Origin of the sequence: Mycobacterium sp. SMC-21, assembly GCF_045310825.1 — a bacterium.
Taxonomy (GTDB): domain Bacteria; phylum Actinomycetota; class Actinomycetes; order Mycobacteriales; family Mycobacteriaceae; genus Mycobacterium.
This window is the reverse complement of the sequence record NZ_JBJIAO010000017.1, coordinates 61,943-81,122: the sequence shown is the minus strand read 5'-3', so window position 1 is coordinate 81,122 and position 19,180 is coordinate 61,943. Positions and strand designations below refer to the sequence as shown.

Genomic DNA, 19,180 nt, shown 5'->3' with positions numbered 1-19,180 from the left:
GCGCCGGCACACCAGCAGCACCGTCGCCGGCAGCGCCATCATCGACAGCAGTTGCAGCAGCTCAGACATCGGTGGTCCCGGAAATTCGCATGAGGCCGAGTCAACCGGCGCCGTCGGCGCGGCGCCACGATCTATACGCAATCCATACGGCGCCGGCCGCGGTCTTGCCGGGATTCAGACGAGTTACGCGGCGCGTGGAATCGCGGCGACCTCGTCGAAGCGGTCCAGTACGGTCTCGGCGACGAGCCGGTGTGCGCCCAGCGGCTGGGCCATGGCGATGTGTTGTGCCGCAGCGAATTCGGCGACGCGATCGGTGATCGTGCCGTGCGCCAGGAACCAAGGCGCGATGACCAGACGCGTCGCACCCTGCTCCCGCAACAGCTCGGCGGCTTCGGCCAGGTTGGCGTGCGGGCCGGTGGCGAACGCCGTCGTGGCGTGCCAGTGGGTGCCCGCGGCGAGCCCGGGGGCCACGGTGGCGGTGCGTGCGTTGGCGGCCGCCGACGACGACCCGACAGCCGTCACCAGGACGCCGACGCTCGAGTCCAGCCGGGACACCCCGCAGTGTGTCAGCCGCTGGCTCAGCACGTGGATCAGCCGGTCGTCCTCGCCGAGCACTGGCGCTTGCCGGACCGCCGGACCGGCGTCGGCGATCATCGCGGGGATGTCGACGCGCGCGTGATAGGCGTCGGCCAGCAGCAGTGGCACCACGACGCCGTCGGTGGGCGAGTCGGCCAGCACGTCCCGCAGATTCGGCGAATTCTGTTCGCAGAACGCCACTTTGACGTCGACGCCGCGCCGTAGGGCGGCCACGGTGCGGGCCACCTCACGGGCGTTCGCCGCAGACCGCGGATCGGCACTGCCGTGCGCGGTGAGGATCAGTTGCACGGGTTCCTTCCCGTCGCTGCGCTCGCCCAGGGCGAACTCAGGACGCGTGCAGACCGCACTCGGTCTTGGCCAGGCCGGCCCAGCGACCACTGCGGGGATCGGCGCCCTCGGCCGGCTTCTGGGTGCACGGTGCGCAGCCGATGGACGGATAGCCCTCGTCCACAAGCGGATTCACCAGAATGCCGTTGGCTTCGATGTACGCCTGCATGTCGTCATCGCTCCACGCGGCGATCGGGTTGATCTTCACCAGACCGAACGCCTCGTCGAAACTGATCAGCGGAGCGTTGGCGCGCGTCGGCGCCTCGACGCGGCGGATGCCCGTCACCCACGCCGAGTAGCCCTTGAGCGCCTTCGACAGCGGCTGCACCTTGCGCAGGTTGCAGCACTGCGCCGCATCACGCGCGAACAGGTCCTTGCCGAGGAGCTGGTCCTGCTCGGCGACGGTGTGCTCGGGCGTCACGTTCACCACGTGCACGCCGTAGACGGCCTCGACGGCGTCCCGGGTGCCGATGGTCTCGGCGAAGTGGTAGCCGGTGTCCAGGAACAGGACATCGACGCCGGGACGGACCTTCGCGGCCATCTCGACGAGCACCGCGTCCTGCATGTTGGACGCCACGACATACCGGCCGGCGAAGTTCTCGTCGACCCAGCGCAGCAGTTCCTCAGCAGTGGCGTCGGCCAGTTCGGCAGCGCCGCGCGCGGCAAGTTCCCGTAGCTCGGTTTCAGTCATGGCTGTGTTCACCAAGGTCACCTCAAGTCAGCTTCGTCGGCCCGAACGGCCCACTGGGCAAAACGCTCTCCGGCCTCGCGTTGTTTCACGAAGTTGCGCACGACACGGTCGATGTAGTCACCGAGCTCGGTGGCCAGCACCTTGTGCTGACGCAGCTTGCGCCCGAAACCGCTGTCCAGGCCCAGGCTGCCGCCCAGGTGCACCTGGAAGCCCTCCTCGGGACCGTTGCCGTCGTCGATCATCTGGCCCTTGAAGCCGATGTCGGCGATCTGGATACGGGCGCACGAGTTCGGGCAGCCGTTGAGGTTGATGGTGACCGGCACGTCGAGCTGCGAGTTCAGGTCGGCGAGCCGCTGCTCGAGCTCGGGGACCAGCGACTGCGCCCGGACCCGGGTCTCGGCGAACGACAGCTTGCAGTACTCGATACCGGTGCAGGCCATCAGGTTCTTGCGCCAGTGCGACGGCCGGGTCTGCAGGCCCAGCGCGTCCAGGCCGGCGATCAGTTCCTCGACCTTGTCGTCGGGCACGTCGAGGATGATCAGCTTCTGGTACGGGGTGAGGCGGATCCGGTCGGAGCCGGCGGCCTCGGCCAGGTCGGCGACCTTGGTCAGGATGGTGCCCGACGAGCGGCCGGCGATGGCCGCGACGCCGACGGCGTTCAGGCCGTTCTTCAGCTTCTGCACGCCGACGTGGTCGATGGTGTGCGGCACCTGCTCGGGCGCCGGGCCGTCGATGAGCTTGCGGCCGAGGTATTCGGTCTCGAGAACTTCCCGGAACTTCTCCACGCCCCAGTCCTTGATCAGGAACTTAAGGCGGGCCTTGGAGCGCAGCCGGCGGTAGCCGTAGTCGCGGAAGACCTTGGTGATGCCCTCCCAGACTTCGGGCACCTCGGCCAGCGGCACCCACGCGCCGAGGCGCTGCGCAAGCATCGGGTTGGTGGACAGGCCGCCGCCGACCCAGACGTCCAAGCCGGGGCCGTGCTCGGGGTGGTTGACGCCGATGAAGGCGATGTCGTTGATCTCGTGGGCGACGTCCTGCAGACCCGAGATGGCGGTCTTGTACTTGCGCGGCAGGTTCGAGAACTCCGGGTTGCCGACGTAGCGGCGCACGATCTCGTCGACGGCCCAGCTCGGGTCGAGCACCTCGGTGAGGGACTCACCGGACAGCGGGCCACCGAGCACGACGCGCGGGCAGTCGCCGCACGCCTCGGTCGTCTGCAGGCCGACCGATTCGAGGCGACGCCAGATCTCCGGCACGTCCTCGACGCGGATCCAGTGGTACTGGATGTTCTCGCGGTCGGTGATGTCGGCGCTGTCGCGGGCGAACTCGACCGAGATTTCGCCGATGGTCCGCAGCGCGGCGCTGGTCAGGGCCCCGCCGTCGCAGCGCACCCGCATCATGAAGTAGGGCGCCTCGAGCAGGTCGGCGTTGTCGTCGCCGGTGTAGGTGCCGTCGTAGCCCTGCTCGCGCTGCGTGTACAGACCCATCCAGCGGTAGCGTCCGCGCAGATCGTCCTTGCTGATCGACTCGAAGCCCTGCTTGGAGTGGACGTCGATGATGCGCTGCCGCACGTTGAGCGCGTCGTCCTCCTGCTTGAACACCTCGTTGGGGTTCAGCGGTTCACGATTGCCCAGCGCCCACTGGCCTTCGTCGCGGGTCTTGGCGGGTTTTGCTGTTGTCACTGGGTGGTTTCCTTCGCGCAAGAGCTGGCGTTGGATCACGCGTACGCCGGGGGCTGTCCGGCACTGCCGATCCTGTGCCGGCTGAAAGATTCTGGTGGCAGAACTAGGGCATCAAGGCAGCATCAAGGCAGACAGCAACAGCTGCATACACGCTTGAAGTCGACATGCCGCCGCATTACCAATGCGGAACCGAGGGCGCGGTTGAGGCTGGCGGACACCCGGCCATTCTGCCACGAACAGGACATTCGGCCTAACCGGGCCAGGTTCGGAATCATCGCGAGCAAAACCTTGCTCGCCGCGGTGGGACACTGGTTGCCATGACCGACGCCCATACCAGCGCTACCGGGCCGTTCGGCATCTATATCCACGTCCCGTTCTGCGCGACCCGCTGCGGCTACTGCGACTTCAACACCTACACCGCCAGTGAGCTGGGCGGAGCCAGCCCCGAGGGCTGGCTGACGGCGCTGCGCACCGAGCTGGCGATGGCCGCCGCCCAGGTCGACCTGCCGGTCGACACGGTGTTCGTCGGCGGCGGCACCCCGTCGCTGCTGGGTGGCTCCGGCCTGCGGGCCGTGCTCGACGCGGTGCGGGACAATTTCCACCTCGGCCCCGGCGCCGAGGTGACGACCGAGTCCAACCCGGAGTCGACGTCGCCCGAGTTCTTCGCCGAGTTGCTGGACGCCGGCTACACGCGGGTTTCCCTCGGCATGCAGTCGACGGCGCCGCACGTGCTGGCGGCACTCGACCGCACCCACTCGGCCGGCCGCGCCCCGGCGGCGGCGCGGGAGGCGCTGGCGGCCGGGTTCGCGCACGTCAACCTCGACCTCATCTACGGGACGCCGGGGGAGTCCGACGACGATCTGCGCCGGTCCGCGGATGCGGCCATCGAGGCCGGTGTCGACCACGTCTCGGCGTACGCGCTGATCGTCGAGGACGGCACCGCGCTGGCCCGCAAGGTGCGGCGCGGCGAGATCCCGGCACCCGACGACGACGTGCTCGCGACCCGCTACGAGCTGCTGGATACGCACCTGAGCCAGGCCGGGCTGGACTGGTACGAGGTGTCGAACTGGAGCCGTCCGGGCGGCGAGTGCCGGCACAACCTCGGCTACTGGGACGGCGGCCAGTGGTGGGGCGCCGGGCCGGGTGCGCACGGTTTCGTCGGCGCCCGGCGCTGGTGGAATGTCAAGCACCCCAACGCTTATGCCGAGGCCCTCGCCGCGGGCAGACTGCCGGTCGCGGACTTCGAGGAGCTGGACGACGCCACCCGGCACGTCGAGGACGTCATGTTGCGGTTGCGGCTGCGCAGCGGTCTGCCGGTCGCCGTGCTCACCGCGGCCGAGCGGGACCGGGCCGAGGGCGCGGTGGCCGACGGCCTCGTGGCGGTCACCGACGACCGTCTGGTGCTGACGGAGTCCGGCCGGCTGCTGGCCGACGCCGTGGTGCGCACGGTCCTGGACTGAACCCAGCGGGCGGGTTCTCGCATCCCACAGCCAGTCGCTATGGTTAGGCAAACCTTAGTCTACGGGTGGAGTGGGTATTCCGATGACCGACGCAGAACCGTCGCCGCGTGCGCAGCTCAAACAGGCGAAGCTCGCGGCCGCGCAGGACCGCGCGGCGCTCAAGGAGCTGCTGGCCCCGGTGCGTGGGCGCACCGCGCTCGCGCAGTTGCTGCAGCTGATCGCGGCGGCCGCGACGGTGGTGCCGTTCATCGGCATCGTCGAGCTGGGCCGGTATCTGCTGGCGGGTGGCCCGATCGAGGCGGCCCGGGTGTGGACGATCGTCGCGGTCTTCATCGGCGGCGGCCTCGGCCTGCGCACCCTGGCCGGCGGCCTGGCGCTGACGCTCACCCACCACGCCGACGTCCAGTTGCAGGGCGAGCTGCGCCGCCGGTTGGTGACCGCGCTGGGACGGCTGCCGCTGGGCTGGTTCGATGCGACGTCCTCCGGCGAGGTGCGCAAGGCCGTCCAGCACGACGTCGGCGAGCTGCACCACCTGGTGGCCCACGCCGCGGTCGAGAAGACCGGCGCGCTCGCCACACCGGCATTCGGCCTGGCGTACTGCTGGTACCTGGACTGGCGGCTGGGGCTGCTGGCCATCGGCACCATTCCGATCTACCTCGTCGTCTACAGCGTCCTGATGCGCGGCGCGATGGCCCGCATGGCCCAGATGAACGAGGGCATCGCCCAGATCAGCGCGACCATCGTCGAGTTCATCGCCGGGGTCTCGGTCGTCAAGACCTTCGGGGAAACCGGCAAGGCGCACAAGCGATTTGCCGACGCTGCTGACGAGTTCAACGACGGCTTCGCCGGATTCGTGGGGCCCATGGTGCGGCTGCGCGCGGTGTCGTCGGTGTTCGTCGAGGCACCGGTGGTGCTGCTGGTGAACCTCGCCGGCGGGCTGTGGTTCATCCGCAGCGGCTGGGTGACGCCCATCGAGGTGCTGGGGTCGACGCTCGTCGCCGTCACCATCCCCACCGCCGTGCTGGCCGTCGGGTACTCCGCCGCCGCGAGCCGCCAGGCCGTCGCCGCGGCCGGCCGGCTGACGGCGCTGCTGACCGCCCCCGAGTTGCCGATCGACCAGAACCCGCAAGTGCCGCAAGATAATTCGGTCAGCTTCTCGGGCGTCGAATTCTCGTACGACGGCACCAACACGGTGCTGCACGACATCTCGCTCGATCTGCCCGCCGGCAGCATCACCGCGTTGGTCGGCCCGTCGGGCAGCGGCAAGTCGACGCTCGCGACGCTCGTCCCGCGCTTTCACGACGTCACCGGTGGCGAGGTGCGCATCGGCGGCGTGGACGTCCGTCAGATCGACCCCGCGGTGCTGTACCGGCACGTCGGTTTCGTCCTGCAGGACGTGCAGCTGCTGGGCATGAGCGTGGCCGACAACATCCGGCTGGGCCGCGCCGGTGCCGACGACGAGGAGGTGCGGCAGGCGGCGCGCGCCGCGCACATCCACGACCGGATCCTGGCACTGCCCAAGGGGTATGACTCGGTGGTCGGCGAGGACGCGCACTTCTCCGGTGGCGAGGCGCAGCGCATCAGCATCGCCCGCGCGCTGCTCGCCGACACCCCGATCCTCGTGCTCGACGAGGCCACGGCCTTCGCCGACCCCGACTCCGAGGCGCAGATCCAGGCCGCGCTGTCGACCCTGATCGAGGGCCGCACCGTGCTGGTGATCGCCCACCGGCTGGGGTCGATCGTCGGCGCCGACAACATCGTCGTCCTGCGGGAGGGGCGCATCGCCGAACAGGGGCGGTACGACGAATTGCTCGCTGCGGAAGGGGTTTTCGCGCGCATGTGGCAGACCTACACGGCCACCGGTGACTTGGAGGCGGCGCGATGACGATGATCAACGGGTTCCTGCGGATCCTCGGCCCCGAGCGCGGGCGGATGTACAGCTTCCTGGCCTGGGCCGTCGGTTACGGCCTGCTGCACGGTCTTTCGATGACGCTGCTGGTGCCGATCTCGCTGGCGTTGTTCGACGGTGACTTCGGTGCGGCGGGTCGCTGGCTCGTCGTCCTGGCGGTGGTGGTGCTGCTCAGCGCCGTCGCGCACTACGTGCAGGCCGCGCAGTCGATGCGGATGGCCCTGACCACGATGCGGCTGCTGCACCACCGGCTCGGCGACCACATGGTGACCCTGCCGCTGGGCTGGTTCACCCGCGAGCGGGTCGGCCAGGTATCCCAGATCGCGGTCAAGGGTACGACTTTCGTCGGCACGAGCAGCGCGCACCTGGTGACGCCGCTGGTGGTCAACACCACCAGCGCACTGACCGTCGTGGTCGGGCTGTTCGTCTTCGACTGGCGGATCGGCGTCGCGGCCCTGGCGGGTGGCGTGGTCCTGATCCTGGCCACCCGGGCGTCCGCGGCGTTGATCGCGTCGGCCGAGGCGCGCACGCATGCCGCCGAGATCGAGGTGAACTCCCGTGTCATCGAATTCGCGCGCTGCCAGCCGGTGCTGCGCGCGTTCGGGCGGACCGGGGCCGAATTCGATCCGCTGACCGGGGCGCTGGCCGAGCAAGAGCGGGTCGGCAAACGGGCGCTGTGGGCCTCGGTGGCGGGCATGATGCTGAGCGGCGTCGGCGTGCAGGCGGTGCTCGGCGGACTCATCACAGTGGGCGTCTGGCTGGCCGTCGGCGGTGCGATCAACCCGGTGACGCTGGTGGCCATCCTCGGGCTGGCGGCGCGCTTCACCTCGCCGCTGTCGGAACTGGCCGAATACGGCTCCGCGATGCGGATGGCCGGTGCCGAACTGGATCGGATCACGTCGGTGCTCGACACCCCGGCGCTCCCGGAACCGGCTGCACCGCAATCGGTCTCGATGCCCGGACAGGTCGAACTGGACGGCGTCGCCTTCAGTTATCCGGGGCGCCGCGTGCTCGAGGACGTCAGCTTCGTCGCGGCGCCGGGCACCATGACGGCGCTGGTCGGCCCGTCGGGCTCGGGCAAGACCACCATCACGCGGCTGCTGGCGCGCTTCTACGACGTCGACGCCGGCGTGGTCCGCGTCGGTGGCGTCGATGTCCGGGACCAGACCACCGCGGAGCTGATGGCCCAGCTGTCCCTGGTGTTCCAGGACGTGTACCTGTTCGACGACACGCTCTGGGAGAACGTGCGGATCGGGGCCCCGGCCGCGTCCGACGACGACATCCGGGAAGCGGCCCGCACCGCCGGCCTGCAGTCCGTCGTGGACCGGCTGCCGGCCGGTTGGCAGACGCGGGTCGGCGAGGGAGGTTCGGCGCTGTCCGGCGGTGAACGCCAGCGCGTCTCGATCGCGCGGGCATTGCTGAAAAACGCGCCGGTGGTGCTGTTCGACGAGGCCACCAGCGCGCTGGACCCCGAGAACGAACGCCACGTCGCCGCGTCCATCCGCGAACTGGCGGACCGCAGCACCGTCATCGTGATCGCGCACAAGCTGTCGACGGTCACGGCCGCCGACAACATCGTCGTGCTGTCCGATCGCGGCACGGTGGACGACATTGGCACGCATGACCAGCTGATGGCGCGCGGTGGCCGCTACGCCGACTTCTGGGCGCAGCGGACGTCGGCCAGTGGGTGGACCGTCGCGACGCGGGAGGCGAAAGCCGGCGCTGGGTCCTGAATCACAGGGGCGGGCAGTGTTTTTTGGGTGAGGTTAGGCTAAATTAACTTTCGTGACTGCTGAAGCTATAGACGCGGCGTCGGTGACGCGCATTGCTTTGCCCGCCGACGTCGTCCCGGCCGATCTGATCGCGCAACTGGCAGCCGAACTTCCGGAGCGCTCCGGCGCCGACTATGTCGGCTACGAGCACTCGGGCGAGTGGGTGCTGGCCATCGGAGTGCGCACCGCCATCGAATTCGACAGCGACGAATTGCGGATCGTCGACGCCGGCGGCGCAGTCGCCCGCCAGGCGTGGAGCGGCCGGCCCGGTGAGGTGCTGGGCGACGCCGTCGACCGGCTGCTCCTGGAGACGGACCGGCTTTTCGGTTGGGTCGCTTTCGAATTCGGCACCTACCGCTTCGGGCTGGCACAGCGACTGCCGGCGGGGACCCCGCTGGCGCGGGTCTTCAGCGCGCAGACGCAGGTGGTCGTCGCCGACGGCGAGGTGTGCGTGTCGGGCGACGGGGACGTGGTGGTCGAGACGCTGAATCGGCTGCTGCAGTCGGGTATTCCGGCGGCCGGGGCCACCCGCGCCGTCGACGTGAGCGTCGACGGCAGTGACTACCCGTCGCGGGTTGCCGCCGCCGTCGCCGAGATTGTGGCGGGCGACTACCAGAAGGTCATCCTGTCGCGCCGGTTCGAGGTGCCGTTCGCGGTCGACTTCCCGGCGACGTACCGGGTGGGCCGGGCGAACAACACCCCGGTGCGGTCATTCCTGTTGCGGCTGGGCGGAATTCGCGCGCTGGGCTTCAGTCCGGAGCTCGTCGCCGCGGTGCGGGCCGACGGCACCGTGGTCACCGAGCCGCTGGCCGGCACCCGCGCCTTCGGCCGCGGCGTGGATCACGACCGCGCTGCCCGCGCCGACCTGGAATCGAACTCGAAAGAGATTGTCGAGCATGCGATTTCGGTCCGCAGCTCGCAGGAGGAGATCGCCGAGGTGGCCAAGCCCGGCACCACGGTCGTCAGCGACTTCATGACGGTGCGGGAGCGCGGCAGCGTGCAGCACCTGGGCTCGACGGTGTCCGGCGAGCTGTCGGAACATATGAACCGGATGCATGCGCTGGAGGCGCTGTTCCCGGCGGTGACGGCCTCGGGCATTCCCAAGGCCGAGAGCGTCGACGCCATCATGCGGCTCGACGAGTCGCCGCGTGGTCTGTACTCCGGCGCGGTCGTGATGTTCAGCGCCGACGGCGGTATGGACGCCGCGTTGACGCTGCGCTCGGCCTACGAGGCCGACGGCCGGACCTGGCTGCGCGCCGGCGCCGGGATCATCGCCGAGTCGACGCCGGAACGCGAGTTCGAGGAGACCTGCGAGAAGCTGACGACGCTGGCCCCGTATCTGGTGCCCCGCGCCTGAGCTAGAAGTCCAGGCCGGCCGGGGCGTCGGCGGGCGGTTCGCCGCCGGCGTCGGTGAACGCGTGGAGCGCGCGGACCAACCCCATGCGCTCACGGGCCGGCATGACCTCGACGATCCGGGCGATCTCGGCACGGCGGCGGGCGGTCACGGTGTCCACGACGGCGCGTCCCCGGCGGGTCAGCTCCACGACGATCTCGCGGCGGGAACCGGGGTTCGGGTGCCGGTCGATCAGACCGGCCGTGACCAGGCGCTCGGTCATCCGGCCGATCGTCGAGGGCTGTACGTCGAGCTGACCGGCAAGTGTCGTCAGGTTGCTCGTGCCGTGTGCCGCCAGGATCGCCAGGACCCGCAGCTGGGGGATTGTCAGCATGTCGTCGACGACCGCAACGGAGCGGGCCGTGATGTCCAGGAGCAGGCGCGATGCGGTCACGAGAGCGTCGGCGATGGTGTCGACCGACGGCTCGGCGGCGGTTCTCGGTTGGGCGGACACCGCGGTTCCTCCTCGTGGGGTAGAGATAATTTACCAGCTCGCTAATTTTGAAGCCGTTATCAAACGGTGACCTGCGGGGTATGGTGCACCGGTGGACAAGGCCGGATTAGCTACCGCGACGCGCGCCAGGCGCCGCTGGTCGGTGGCTCTGGCGGCGCTCGTCATGCCGGCTGCGGCGTTCGTCACCGCCGGCACCGCGACCCAGGCCGTCACCACCGCCGCTGACGTGGATGTCTGCTGCGCGCAGGTGGTCCTGGCCGAGCGGGCCGCTTCCCATCCGGGTTCGCTGATCGTCGCCGAGGCCGCCGAGAGTTCGCGCGCCATGGTGCGCACCATGGCTTTGCCGGTGGGCGTCGCCGCCGAACGCGGCCTGCAGGTCGACACCATCCTCGCCGAACGCGCGGTCAGCGCGACGTTCCCGGAGATTCACACCATGACCGGGGTCCGGCCGGACGCGCTGCGCTGGCATCCCGAAGGCCTGGCGCTCGACGTGATGGTGCCCGACTACGGGTCGTCGGCAGGCAAGGCGCTCGGGGACCGCATCCTGCGGTACGTGCTGGCCAACGCGCAGAAGTTCGATCTGAACCATGTGATCTGGCGGCAGGCCATCTACTTCCCGGACGGCACCGCCCACCGGATGCCGGACTACGGCGGGCCCGACGCCAATCACTACACACACGTGCACATCTCGACCAACGGCGGCGGCTACCCCACGGGCAACGAGTCCTACGTCTTGTCCGCTTCCGGGCCGACGTTGGTCAAGGGTTCATCGACGCCGACCGTGACGTTCGTCAGCGCGCACTGAGTTCGACCCGCACTGAGTCGGGCCCCGGTGAGCGCACCGATGAAGAGCGCCAACAACATCCAGCCCGCGCTCGTGCCCAGCCCGTTCTTGGCCATCAGCAGCAGCGCCACCCCGGCCACGCAGACCAGCACACCGGCCGCGGTCGACGCGCGACCCGTCGCCCGCACGCGCGCGTCCCAACAGCGCAGCGGGTTGTGCTCGAGCGGGGACAGCAGCAGGAACATGACCGTCATCACCACGGCGAAGACCAGCGCGCGGATCGCGATGTTGCGCCAGAAGTACGGGGCCGCCGGGTCGTACGCGTCCAGGCCCACGGCATGCAGGCTGAACGTCGCGATGGCGATGGCCGCGATGTGCCACAGGTACAACGTCATCGCCCCGCTGTTGCCCACCACGATCAGGTACCAGATGCGGGGACGCCCGGCCCACCGGCGGACCGCACCGGCGCAGGCGATGAACAGACTGGACATCCAGACGCATTGCAGGGCAAGCAGCAGCGTCGGCGGGGTGACGTTCGACATCCGTTCGGTGCCGGTGACCACCAGTGACACGTCGTAGGGCCCGTACCTGGCAACCAGCACCTGGACGGCCAGGGTGCCGGCGGCGACGGCCAGCGCCGTCCTCGGTGCGATGAGCCGGTGCGCGTACGCCGCGCCGATGACCATCGGAATCAGCCAGACCACAATCAGATTCGCCGCGCCGGCTTCCAGCATGTGCGTGCTGATCCGGGCCCAGTCGCCGAGCGCCGCAGCCGCCATGAGGGCCGCGACGACCAGTGCGGCCGACCGCGCCGAGCGCAAGCGCGCCAAGGCGGGGACGAACGCCAGCACGATCAGATAGGTGCCGAGGAACCACAGCAGTGCGACGGCCTCGTTGCCCAGGGCCGCCGCGGACTCGGCACCCATGGTGAACCGCACCACGATCAGGGCGACGGTCCAGGCGCCCAGGTACCACAGCGCCGGTCGGCACAGGCGTTGCGCGCGGGTGAAAAGCCAGGTGCCCCAGGGCGTCCCGGCACGCCAGCTGTGAATGCCCGCCGTGGCTCCGGCGAAGAAGAACAACGGCATGACCTGCAACACCCAGGTGGCCGGCTGCAGGCCGGGAACGGCGCCCAGGGTGTTGCCGATGTGGATGCCGTCGGCCTTGATGGTGGCGAGCAGCATCGTGCAGTGACCGAACATCACCACCAGCAGCGCACCCAGGCGCGCCACGTCGATGCTGCGGTCGCGGTCGGGCGCGGTGCCGTCGATCACGGTGTGGAAATCGGGCAACAGTCTCGGCATGAGCTGATGATGCCCGAGCGCCGGGCGGCGCGGATGAGTGTGACTACTCAGACCCGCCGGCGACCACCGCGACGTCGGCGGCACCGTCGTGCTGCCCGACGAACCGGCGAATGCGGGCCACCGCGAACACGATGCACAGCACCACGAGCGTGGGGCCGGTCGCGACGATGACGAACTGCGAGATGTCGACCGGGTAGTTGAAGATCATGTACAGCGCGAAGACGGGATAGAAACCGCACAGGAGCCCGAGCCCGACGCACAGCTGCGTGTGCAGCCGGTGCCAGTCCTGGATGCTCTGCTCGGTCCAGCCGCGTTCGGGCAGCGCCGGCTCGGCGAGCGCGGGGGAGATGACGCCGGCCATCTTCTTCGAATTCGGTTTGCGCAGTAGCCCGCTGATGGCGAAGGACCACACCAGCAGCGACATGGGGACGAGTTCGAGGGCCTGCACGATGCGCGGGTTCCTGGTGGTGAGCGCGATGATCAGCGAGCACGCGGCGCCGACGATCACCACGACGTTCGCGGGCTCGACCTTGCGCTTGCGCACCATGGTCAGCGCGCCCTGCGCGGCGGCGGTGATGATGGCCCCGACCAGCGCGAGGTACGGCTCGAAGTCGAACACGCGCAGCACGTAGTACGCGATCAGCGGTGGAATGGTGTTGATCGCCGTGTTGACGATGTACTCGCGCAGGGTCTTCGGGGTATCGGACATGGAAGCTGGCTCCTAGCGGGGGTCGGTTTATCCCGCGAGCAGACGTAAAACTGTCGATATCTGGCGAAATTCGACAGTTTTGAGTCTGCTCGCGAGGGATTTCATGGTCAGGCGGATGTGGCGGCCGCGATGGCCCGGCTGATGGCCTTCTTGTCGACCTTGCCGACAGCAGTCACCGGCAGCGATGGCTGTGCGATCAGGGTGTCGGGCCGGCTGTGTACCGCAACGCCGCGGTCGTCGAGGTAGCTGTTGAGGTTGCTGAGGCTGACGGCAGGACCGCTGAATACGACCACCGCGCATATCTTTTCGCCCAGATAGGGGTCCGGCAGCGGGACCGCGGCCGCGGCCCGGATCGACGGGTGCGTGAGCAGGTGTTCCTCGAGATCGAGCGCCGAGATCGTCTCCCCGCCCCGGTGGATGACGTCCTTGATGCGTCCGGTGACCTCGAGGTAGCCGTCGGCCCGGCGGCGCACCCGATCCCCGCTGCGGTAGAAGCCATCCGGGCTGAATGACCGCTCGTTGTCGGACGGGGCCCGGTAGTAGCCGTTCAGGGTGTACGGCCCACGCACCAGCAGCTCACCCTCGCCGCCGACCGGCACGTCGGCGCCCTCGTCGTCGACGATGCGCAACTCGTCGTCCGGGCACAGCGGTGCCCCTTGGGTGTGGTCCAGCAGTTCGGGATCATCGCCGGGACGGGTGTAGTTGATCAGCCCCTCGGCCATGCCGAAAACCTGTTGCAGGCCGGGGGTCAGCGCGGCGCGCGCGGCCGCCGCGTCCGGTGCGGACAGTTTGGCGCCGCCGACCTGGAGCAGTCGCAAGGTGGTGGGGCGCTGCGGTTCCCAATCGCAGGCCTGCGTCCACAGGGTGGCCAGGGCGGGCACCAGAGCGCAGACGGTGACGCGGTGCCGGGCGATGGTGGCGAACGCGGACTCCGGGCTGGGATCGGTGGTGAAGACCGTGGTGGCGCCGACGGACATGGCGCCCAGCATCCCCGGGCACGACAGCGGGAAGTTGTGCGCAGCCGGCAGCACCGTCAGATACACGTCGTCACCGGTCATTTCGCACACCGCGGCGCTGGCGGTGGCGTTGTAGTAGTAGTCGTCGTGGGTGCGGGGGATCAGCTTCGGCGCCCCGGTGGTGCCGCCGGAGACCAGCAGCAGGGCGGGTTCCGCGGTGTCGATCGTCGGCGCGGCTGCCGCCGCGTGGCCGAAAAGGGAAGTCCAGCTGGTGAATTCGCCGGCATCGCCGCTGACGACCACGTGCCGCAGGCGCGGGTGCTCGGCAACCAGCTCGCGCGCCATGTCGCGATAGTCGAAGCCGCCGAACCGGTCGGCGATGACGAGCGCGACGGCGCCGCTGACCGTGGCGAAATGACCGAGTTCGGCGCGCCGATGAGCGGGCAGGCACATGACGGGCACCGCACCCGCGCGCAGCAGTCCGAACAGGGCGATGGCGAAGTCGGTGGTGTTGGGCATTTGCAGCAGTACGCGGTCGCCGGTTTCGATGCCGAGAGCGGCGAAGCCGGCGGCGGCTTCGGCGGCCAGCCGATCGAGTTCGGCAAACGTGTGTGACGCGGATGAGTCGACGACGGCGACGCGGTCCGGCCACTGTCGCGCGGCGTCGGACAACAAGCTGTCCAGCGGTTTGCCTGCCCAATAGCCCGCCTCGCGGTAACGCTCTGCGCGATCGTGCGGAAACGGAACGAATCCATTCAGCAAATGCTGGTCGGCCTCGGTGGAGACAGTGGTGCGCGTCACGGCGGATCCCTCGGGGTAGGCATGGAGGTAGCGGCAATATAGGGTAGCCTAATCAAAATTAGGACAGCCTGTCTTTAACGTGTTCGGGAGGGTTTTGTGGGCGTCGTGGCAGTGAATTCGCAGGCCATCCGCGAGGAGGTTGCCGAACTGCTGGGTGCCCGTGCCGACACCCTCGACCCGGGCGCCGACCTGATCAGCCAGGGCCTGGATTCCATCCGCATGATGTCCCTCGCCGGACGCTGGCGGAAGCAGGGCATCGACATCGACTTCGCCGCACTGGCCGCCGAGCCGACCATCGCGGCCTGGTCCGAACTGCTGTCGGCGGCGGGCGGCCTGCAGCGCGCCGAAACTTCGGCACCGCAGGATGATTCGGAACATGACCAGCCGTTCGGCCTGGCCCCGATGCAGCACGCCATGTGGATCGGCCGGGAAGACGACCAGCAATTGGGTGGCGTCGCCGGGCACCTCTATGTCGAATTCGACGGCCACGGCGTCGATGCCGGGCGACTGACCGCCGCCGCAACGGCTTTGGCGGCACGGCACCCCATGCTGCGCGTGCAGTTCCTCGCCGACGGCACGCAGCGCATCAAGGCGCTCGACGGCGACTTCCCGGTGACGGTCACCGACCTGCGGGACCTGCCGGCGGACCAGATTGCCGAGCAGCTGGCCGCGACCCAGCGCCGCAAGGCGCATCAGCAGTTGACCGACCAGGTCTTCGAACTGACCCTGACCCTGCTCCCGGACGGCAAGACCCGCCTGCACGTCGACCTGGACATGCAGGCCGCCGACGCCATGAGCTACCGCACCCTGATGACCGATCTCGCGGCCCTGTACCGCGGTGTCGAGCTGGCTCCGCTGGCCTACACGTACCGCGAATACCGCGTGGCCACAACGCAATCGGCGCAAGAACCCAATCCCCGCGCCGACGCGGATCGGCAGTGGTGGGGCGAGCGGCTCCCGGAACTGCCCGACCCGCCACGCCTGCCGCTGGTTCCGGTTGCCGAGCAGAACGACCCGCGGCACACCACGCGGCGCTGGCACTGGCTGGCCCCCGACGTGCGGGACGCGCTGTATGCCGCGGCCCGCCGGCGCGGCATCACGCCCGCGATGGCCCTGGCCGCGTCCTTCTCCGATGCCCTGGCCTGCTGGTCGGCCGGACAGCGCTTCCTGCTGAACGTGCCGCTGTTCGGGCGCGATCAGCGGCACGCCGACGTCGACCGCCTGGTGGGTGACTTCACGTCGTCGCTGCTGCTGGACGTCGACCTGACCGACGCGGCCACCGCGACGGCGCGCTGCGGCGTCCTGCAGGACGCATTCCGCAGCGCCGCAGCGCACTCCGAGTACTCCGGGCTCGAGGTGCTGCGCGACCTGAGCCGGCACCGCGGCACCCAGGTGCTGGCACCCGTGGTCTTCACCAGCGCCCTCGGCCTCGGCGAACTGTTCGGCTCGGCCGTGCTCGAGACGTTCGGTACGCCCGGGTGGATCAATTCGCAAGGGCCGCAGGTGATGCTGGACGCCCAGGTCACCGAGTTCAACGGCGGCGTCCTGGTCAACTGGGATGTGCGCGAGGACGCGTTCCCCGACGGCGTCATCGACGCCATGTTCGCCCGGCACATCGCCGAGCTCGAACGGCTGGCCGGCGACGACGCCGCATGGGAGGCACCCACCCCGGAGCCCTTGTCGGCGGCGCAGCGCGCGGTCCGTGACGCGGCCAACAGCCGCACCGCGGCGCCCAGCGGCGCGGCGCTGCACACCGGCTTCTTCGCCTCGGCAGCAGCCCGCCCCGACGCCACCGCCATGATCGGCGAGTCCCGGCAGTGGACGTATGCCGAACTGGCCGAGGAGGTTTCGGCCGTCGCGTCCGCGCTGCAGATCGCCGGTATCGTGCCGGGGGACACCGTGGCCGTCCTCGGACCCAAGGGCGCCGAACAGATCATCGCGCTGCTGGCCATCCTCGCCGCCGGCGCGGTCTACCTGCCGATCGGCGTGGACCAGCCCGCCGACCGCACCGAGAAGATCCTGGCCACCGGCGGCGTCCGGATGGCGCTCTACTGCGGTGACCTGGCACCGTCGTGGAAACCGTCGCTCACCGTGACGGAGGCATTGCGGATCGGCCGTCGCGCCGAGGGACCGTTCGTCCCGGCCGCCACCGATCCGCACGAACTGGCCTACGTGCTGTTCACCTCCGGCTCCACCGGTGAGCCCAAGGGCGTCGAGGTCACCCACGACGCGGCGATGAACACCGCGGAATTCCTGTACGGGCACTTCGACATCGGACCGGCCGACCGCTGCCTCGCGCTGGCCACCCTCGAGTGTGACCTGTCGGTGCTCGACATGTTCGCCACGCTCGCGACGGGCGGCAGCATCGTCGTCGTCGACGAGCCGTACCGGCGCGACCCGGACCGCTGGGCCGCCCTCATCGCCCAGCACGGCGTGACGGTGCTCAACTTCCTGCCGGGCTGGCTGGAGATGCTCGTGGAGGTCGGTGCGGGGCGTCTGGACACCGTCCGGGTGGTGCTCACCGGTGGCGACTGGGTCCGGACCGCCATGGTCCGGCACCTGCAGGCGCAGGCGCCCGGTGTCCGCGTCGCGGGCCTCGGCGGAGCCACCGAAACCGCCATTCACGCAACGATTTTCGAGGCCGGCAAGTTGCCGGACACCTGGTCGGCGGTGCCCTACGGCGTGCCGTTCACCAACAACGCGTGCCGCGTGGTCAACGAGTCGGGCCAGGACTGCCCCGACTGGGTGGCCGGCGAACTGTGGTTCGCCGGACGCGGCATCGCCTCGGGCTACCGCGGCCGGGCCGATCTGACCGCCGACCGCTTCGTGCGCTACGCGGGCCGAACCTGGTACCGCTCAGGGGATCTGGCGCGCTACCGGCCGGACGGCATCCTGGAGTTCGTCGGGCGTGCCGACCACCGCGTGAAGATCAGCGGCTACCGCATCGAGCTCGGTGACGTCGAGGCCGCACTGCAGCGGGTTCCGGGCGTGCGTGCCGCGGTGGCCGGAGTGGTCTCCGGCGGGGAGCGTGGACATGACGTGCTGGCGGCCCTCGTCTCGGTCGACGACGCGGAGCTGACCGCCGAGCGCATCTCCGCGGCCGTTGCCGAACTCGTACCGCCGCACATGATCCCGCGGCAGCTGCAGGTGGTTGCGGCGATTCCGTTCACCGTCGGCGGCAAGACCGACCGCCGGGCCGCGGCCGGTCAGCTCGCGGCACTGGTCCAGGCGGCCGACGGCGCCGGACGGGCGCAGCCGGAGACGATGCTGGAGCGCGCCCTGGTGGCGATCGTCTCCGAGCTGGTCGCAGTCGATGCGGGTGTCGAGGACGACTTCTTCGAGCTCGGCGGTGATTCGGTTCTGGCGACCGCCACCGTCGCGCGGATCCGGAAGTGGCTGGATACCCCGACCGTGGGCGTGCCGGACATCTTCGCCGCCCGGACGGTGCGGGCGCTGGCGCAGCGGCTGACCGGCCGCGAGAACGGCAGCGACCGACTGGAAATGGTCGCCGAGCTCTACCTGGAGATTTCCGAGATGAACCACGACGACGTGCTCACCGCGCTGGACCCGGCGGCCGTCTCATGACCGACGTGCATACCGGCTCCGCGACCGAGCCGAAAAGCGCCTTCGCGCCCTGGATCAAGCACTACGCGGGCTCCGGCGACGCCGGAGCGGTCGTGATCTTCCCGCATGCCGGCGGGGCCGCGGTCGCCTACCGGGACCTGGCCACCGCCTTGTCGGGCAAGGGGATCGACGCGTATGTCGTCCAGTACCCGCGCCGCGCCGACCGGCTGGCGCATCCGGCGCACCCGACCGTCGAGCAGCTGGCCGCCGACCTGTACGCCGCGGGCGACTGGCCGGGCCTCGGCCCGCTGCGACTCGTCGGGCACTGCATGGGTGCGGTGGTGGCCTTCGAATTCGCACGCGTGGCGGAACAGAGCGGCGCCACCGTGCACAGCCTGTGGGCGTCGGCCGGCCAGGCGCCGTGCGATGTGGTCGACGCGCCGCCGCTGCCGACCGGCCCGCGCGAAATGCTCGCCGAGATGGTCGATCTCGGAGGTACCGACCCCCGGCTGCTCGCCGACGTGGATTTCGTCGAGATGCTGCTGATGGCGGTGGGGGCCGACTACGAAGCCCTCAACAGGTACGTGGGCGGCGGCCGCATCGCTGCCGACATCCACGCTCTCGGCGGGCGCGACGACCATCGCATCGACCGGGACATGCTGCGCCGCTGGGAGAACCACACGTCGGGCGCCTTCACCCTGGCCGAGTTCGACGGCGGCCACTTCTACCTCAACGACCAGCTGGACGCGATCGCGGAAGTGATCAGTGCGCGCTGAA

The 19,180-nt window shown here is 69.7% G+C and carries 15 protein-coding genes; 7 read left to right on the top strand and 8 right to left on the bottom strand.

Annotated elements, in window-relative coordinates:
• Positions 1–183: 183 nt before the first annotated feature.
• The 4 genes from ACJH6H_RS17610 to ACJH6H_RS17595 all read right to left on the bottom strand — a co-directional run bounded on the left by ACJH6H_RS17610 (position 184) and on the right by ACJH6H_RS17595 (position 3,542).
• On the bottom strand, positions 184–885 hold the full coding sequence (locus tag ACJH6H_RS17610) for a sirohydrochlorin chelatase (RefSeq protein WP_212812266.1): 702 nt from the start codon (positions 883–885) through the stop codon (positions 184–186).
• A 37-nt stretch (positions 886–922) separates the two neighbouring features.
• Complete coding sequence (locus ACJH6H_RS17605) at positions 923–1,615, bottom strand: phosphoadenylyl-sulfate reductase (RefSeq protein WP_212812265.1); 693 nt, start codon at positions 1,613–1,615, stop codon at positions 923–925.
• A 17-nt stretch (positions 1,616–1,632) separates the two neighbouring features.
• Entirely contained in the window at positions 1,633–3,297 is a 1,665-nt protein-coding gene (locus ACJH6H_RS17600) for a nitrite/sulfite reductase (protein ID WP_212812264.1), read from the bottom strand.
• A 122-nt stretch (positions 3,298–3,419) separates the two neighbouring features.
• A complete protein-coding gene (locus ACJH6H_RS17595) occupies positions 3,420–3,542 on the bottom strand; it encodes an Ms4527A family Cys-rich leader peptide (RefSeq protein ID WP_353583586.1) in 123 nt (40 codons plus the stop codon).
• Positions 3,543–3,614: 72 nt separating this feature from the next.
• Between ACJH6H_RS17595 and hemW the strand changes: the two genes are divergently transcribed.
• The 4 genes from hemW (at position 3,615) to ACJH6H_RS17575 (ending at position 9,795) form a co-directional block, all read left to right on the top strand.
• Entirely contained in the window at positions 3,615–4,757 is a 1,143-nt protein-coding gene (gene hemW / locus ACJH6H_RS17590; protein ID WP_346414400.1) for a radical SAM family heme chaperone HemW, read from the top strand.
• An 82-nt stretch (positions 4,758–4,839) separates the two neighbouring features.
• A complete protein-coding gene (locus tag ACJH6H_RS17585; RefSeq protein ID WP_346414401.1) occupies positions 4,840–6,642 on the top strand; it encodes an ABC transporter ATP-binding protein in 1,803 nt (600 codons plus the stop codon).
• A 2-nt stretch (positions 6,643–6,644) separates the two neighbouring features.
• Positions 6,645–8,399: an ABC transporter ATP-binding protein gene (locus ACJH6H_RS17580; RefSeq protein ID WP_346414479.1), complete on the top strand. Its 1,755-nt coding sequence runs from the start codon at positions 6,645–6,647 to the stop codon at positions 8,397–8,399.
• Between the two features lie 52 nt (positions 8,400–8,451).
• Entirely contained in the window at positions 8,452–9,795 is a 1,344-nt protein-coding gene (locus tag ACJH6H_RS17575) for a salicylate synthase (protein WP_318985323.1), read from the top strand.
• A gap of 1 nt (position 9,796) precedes the next feature.
• Here ACJH6H_RS17575 and ACJH6H_RS17570 read toward each other — a convergent pair whose 3' ends face one another.
• The gene (locus ACJH6H_RS17570) at positions 9,797–10,285 is read right to left on the bottom strand and encodes a MarR family transcriptional regulator (RefSeq protein ID WP_318985322.1); all 489 of its coding nucleotides are present in this window, start codon (positions 10,283–10,285) and stop codon (positions 9,797–9,799) included.
• 91 nt (positions 10,286–10,376) lie between these two features.
• On the opposite strand from ACJH6H_RS17570, the gene ACJH6H_RS17565 reads away from it, so the two are divergent.
• Positions 10,377–11,090 carry a hypothetical protein gene (locus ACJH6H_RS17565; RefSeq protein WP_244872614.1) on the top strand — a complete coding sequence of 238 codons (714 nt, stop codon included), beginning with the start codon at positions 10,377–10,379 and terminating at the stop codon, positions 11,088–11,090.
• Here ACJH6H_RS17565 and ACJH6H_RS17560 read toward each other — a convergent pair.
• The 3 genes from ACJH6H_RS17560 to ACJH6H_RS17550 all read right to left on the bottom strand — a co-directional run bounded on the left by ACJH6H_RS17560 (position 11,012) and on the right by ACJH6H_RS17550 (position 14,839).
• A complete protein-coding gene (locus tag ACJH6H_RS17560; protein ID WP_346414402.1) occupies positions 11,012–12,373 on the bottom strand; it encodes an acyltransferase in 1,362 nt (453 codons plus the stop codon). The genes ACJH6H_RS17565 and ACJH6H_RS17560 overlap by 79 nt on opposite strands.
• A gap of 43 nt (positions 12,374–12,416) precedes the next feature.
• Positions 12,417–13,082, bottom strand: a complete 666-nt coding sequence (locus ACJH6H_RS17555; RefSeq protein ID WP_318985320.1) for a VC0807 family protein — start codon at positions 13,080–13,082, stop codon at positions 12,417–12,419.
• Between the two features lie 107 nt (positions 13,083–13,189).
• Positions 13,190–14,839 (bottom strand): AMP-binding protein, encoded by a 1,650-nt coding sequence (locus ACJH6H_RS17550; protein ID WP_318985319.1) that lies wholly within the window; start codon positions 14,837–14,839, stop codon positions 13,190–13,192.
• Positions 14,840–14,944: 105 nt separating this feature from the next.
• On the opposite strand from ACJH6H_RS17550, the gene ACJH6H_RS17545 reads away from it, so the two are divergent.
• Positions 14,945–18,424, top strand: a complete 3,480-nt coding sequence (locus ACJH6H_RS17545; RefSeq protein ID WP_406775446.1) for an amino acid adenylation domain-containing protein — start codon at positions 14,945–14,947, stop codon at positions 18,422–18,424.
• On the top strand, positions 18,421–19,179 hold the full coding sequence (locus ACJH6H_RS17540; protein ID WP_212812256.1) for a thioesterase II family protein: 759 nt from the start codon (positions 18,421–18,423) through the stop codon (positions 19,177–19,179). The genes ACJH6H_RS17545 and ACJH6H_RS17540 overlap by 4 nt, the downstream gene beginning before the upstream one ends.
• Position 19,180 lies beyond the last annotated feature (1 nt).

Bases quoted from the DNA above. Each gene is read 5' to 3' on its own strand.
- ACJH6H_RS17580 (WP_346414479.1), top strand. From the start codon at position 6,645: ATGATCAACGGGTTCCTGCGGATCCTCGGCCCCGAGCGCGGGCGGATG.
- ACJH6H_RS17605 (WP_212812265.1), bottom strand. From the start codon at position 1,615: ATGACTGAAACCGAGCTACGGGAACTTGCCGCGCGCGGCGCTGCCGAA.
- ACJH6H_RS17595 (WP_353583586.1), bottom strand. From the start codon at position 3,542: ATGTCCTGTTCGTGGCAGAATGGCCGGGTGTCCGCCAGCCTCAACCGC.
- ACJH6H_RS17585 (WP_346414401.1), top strand. From the start codon at position 4,840: ATGACCGACGCAGAACCGTCGCCGCGTGCGCAGCTCAAACAGGCGAAG.
- hemW (WP_346414400.1), top strand. From the start codon at position 3,615: ATGACCGACGCCCATACCAGCGCTACCGGGCCGTTCGGCATCTATATC.
- ACJH6H_RS17560 (WP_346414402.1), bottom strand. From the start codon at position 12,373: ATGCCGAGACTGTTGCCCGATTTCCACACCGTGATCGACGGCACCGCG.
- ACJH6H_RS17555 (WP_318985320.1), bottom strand. From the start codon at position 13,082: ATGTCCGATACCCCGAAGACCCTGCGCGAGTACATCGTCAACACGGCG.
- ACJH6H_RS17540 (WP_212812256.1), top strand. From the start codon at position 18,421: ATGACCGACGTGCATACCGGCTCCGCGACCGAGCCGAAAAGCGCCTTC.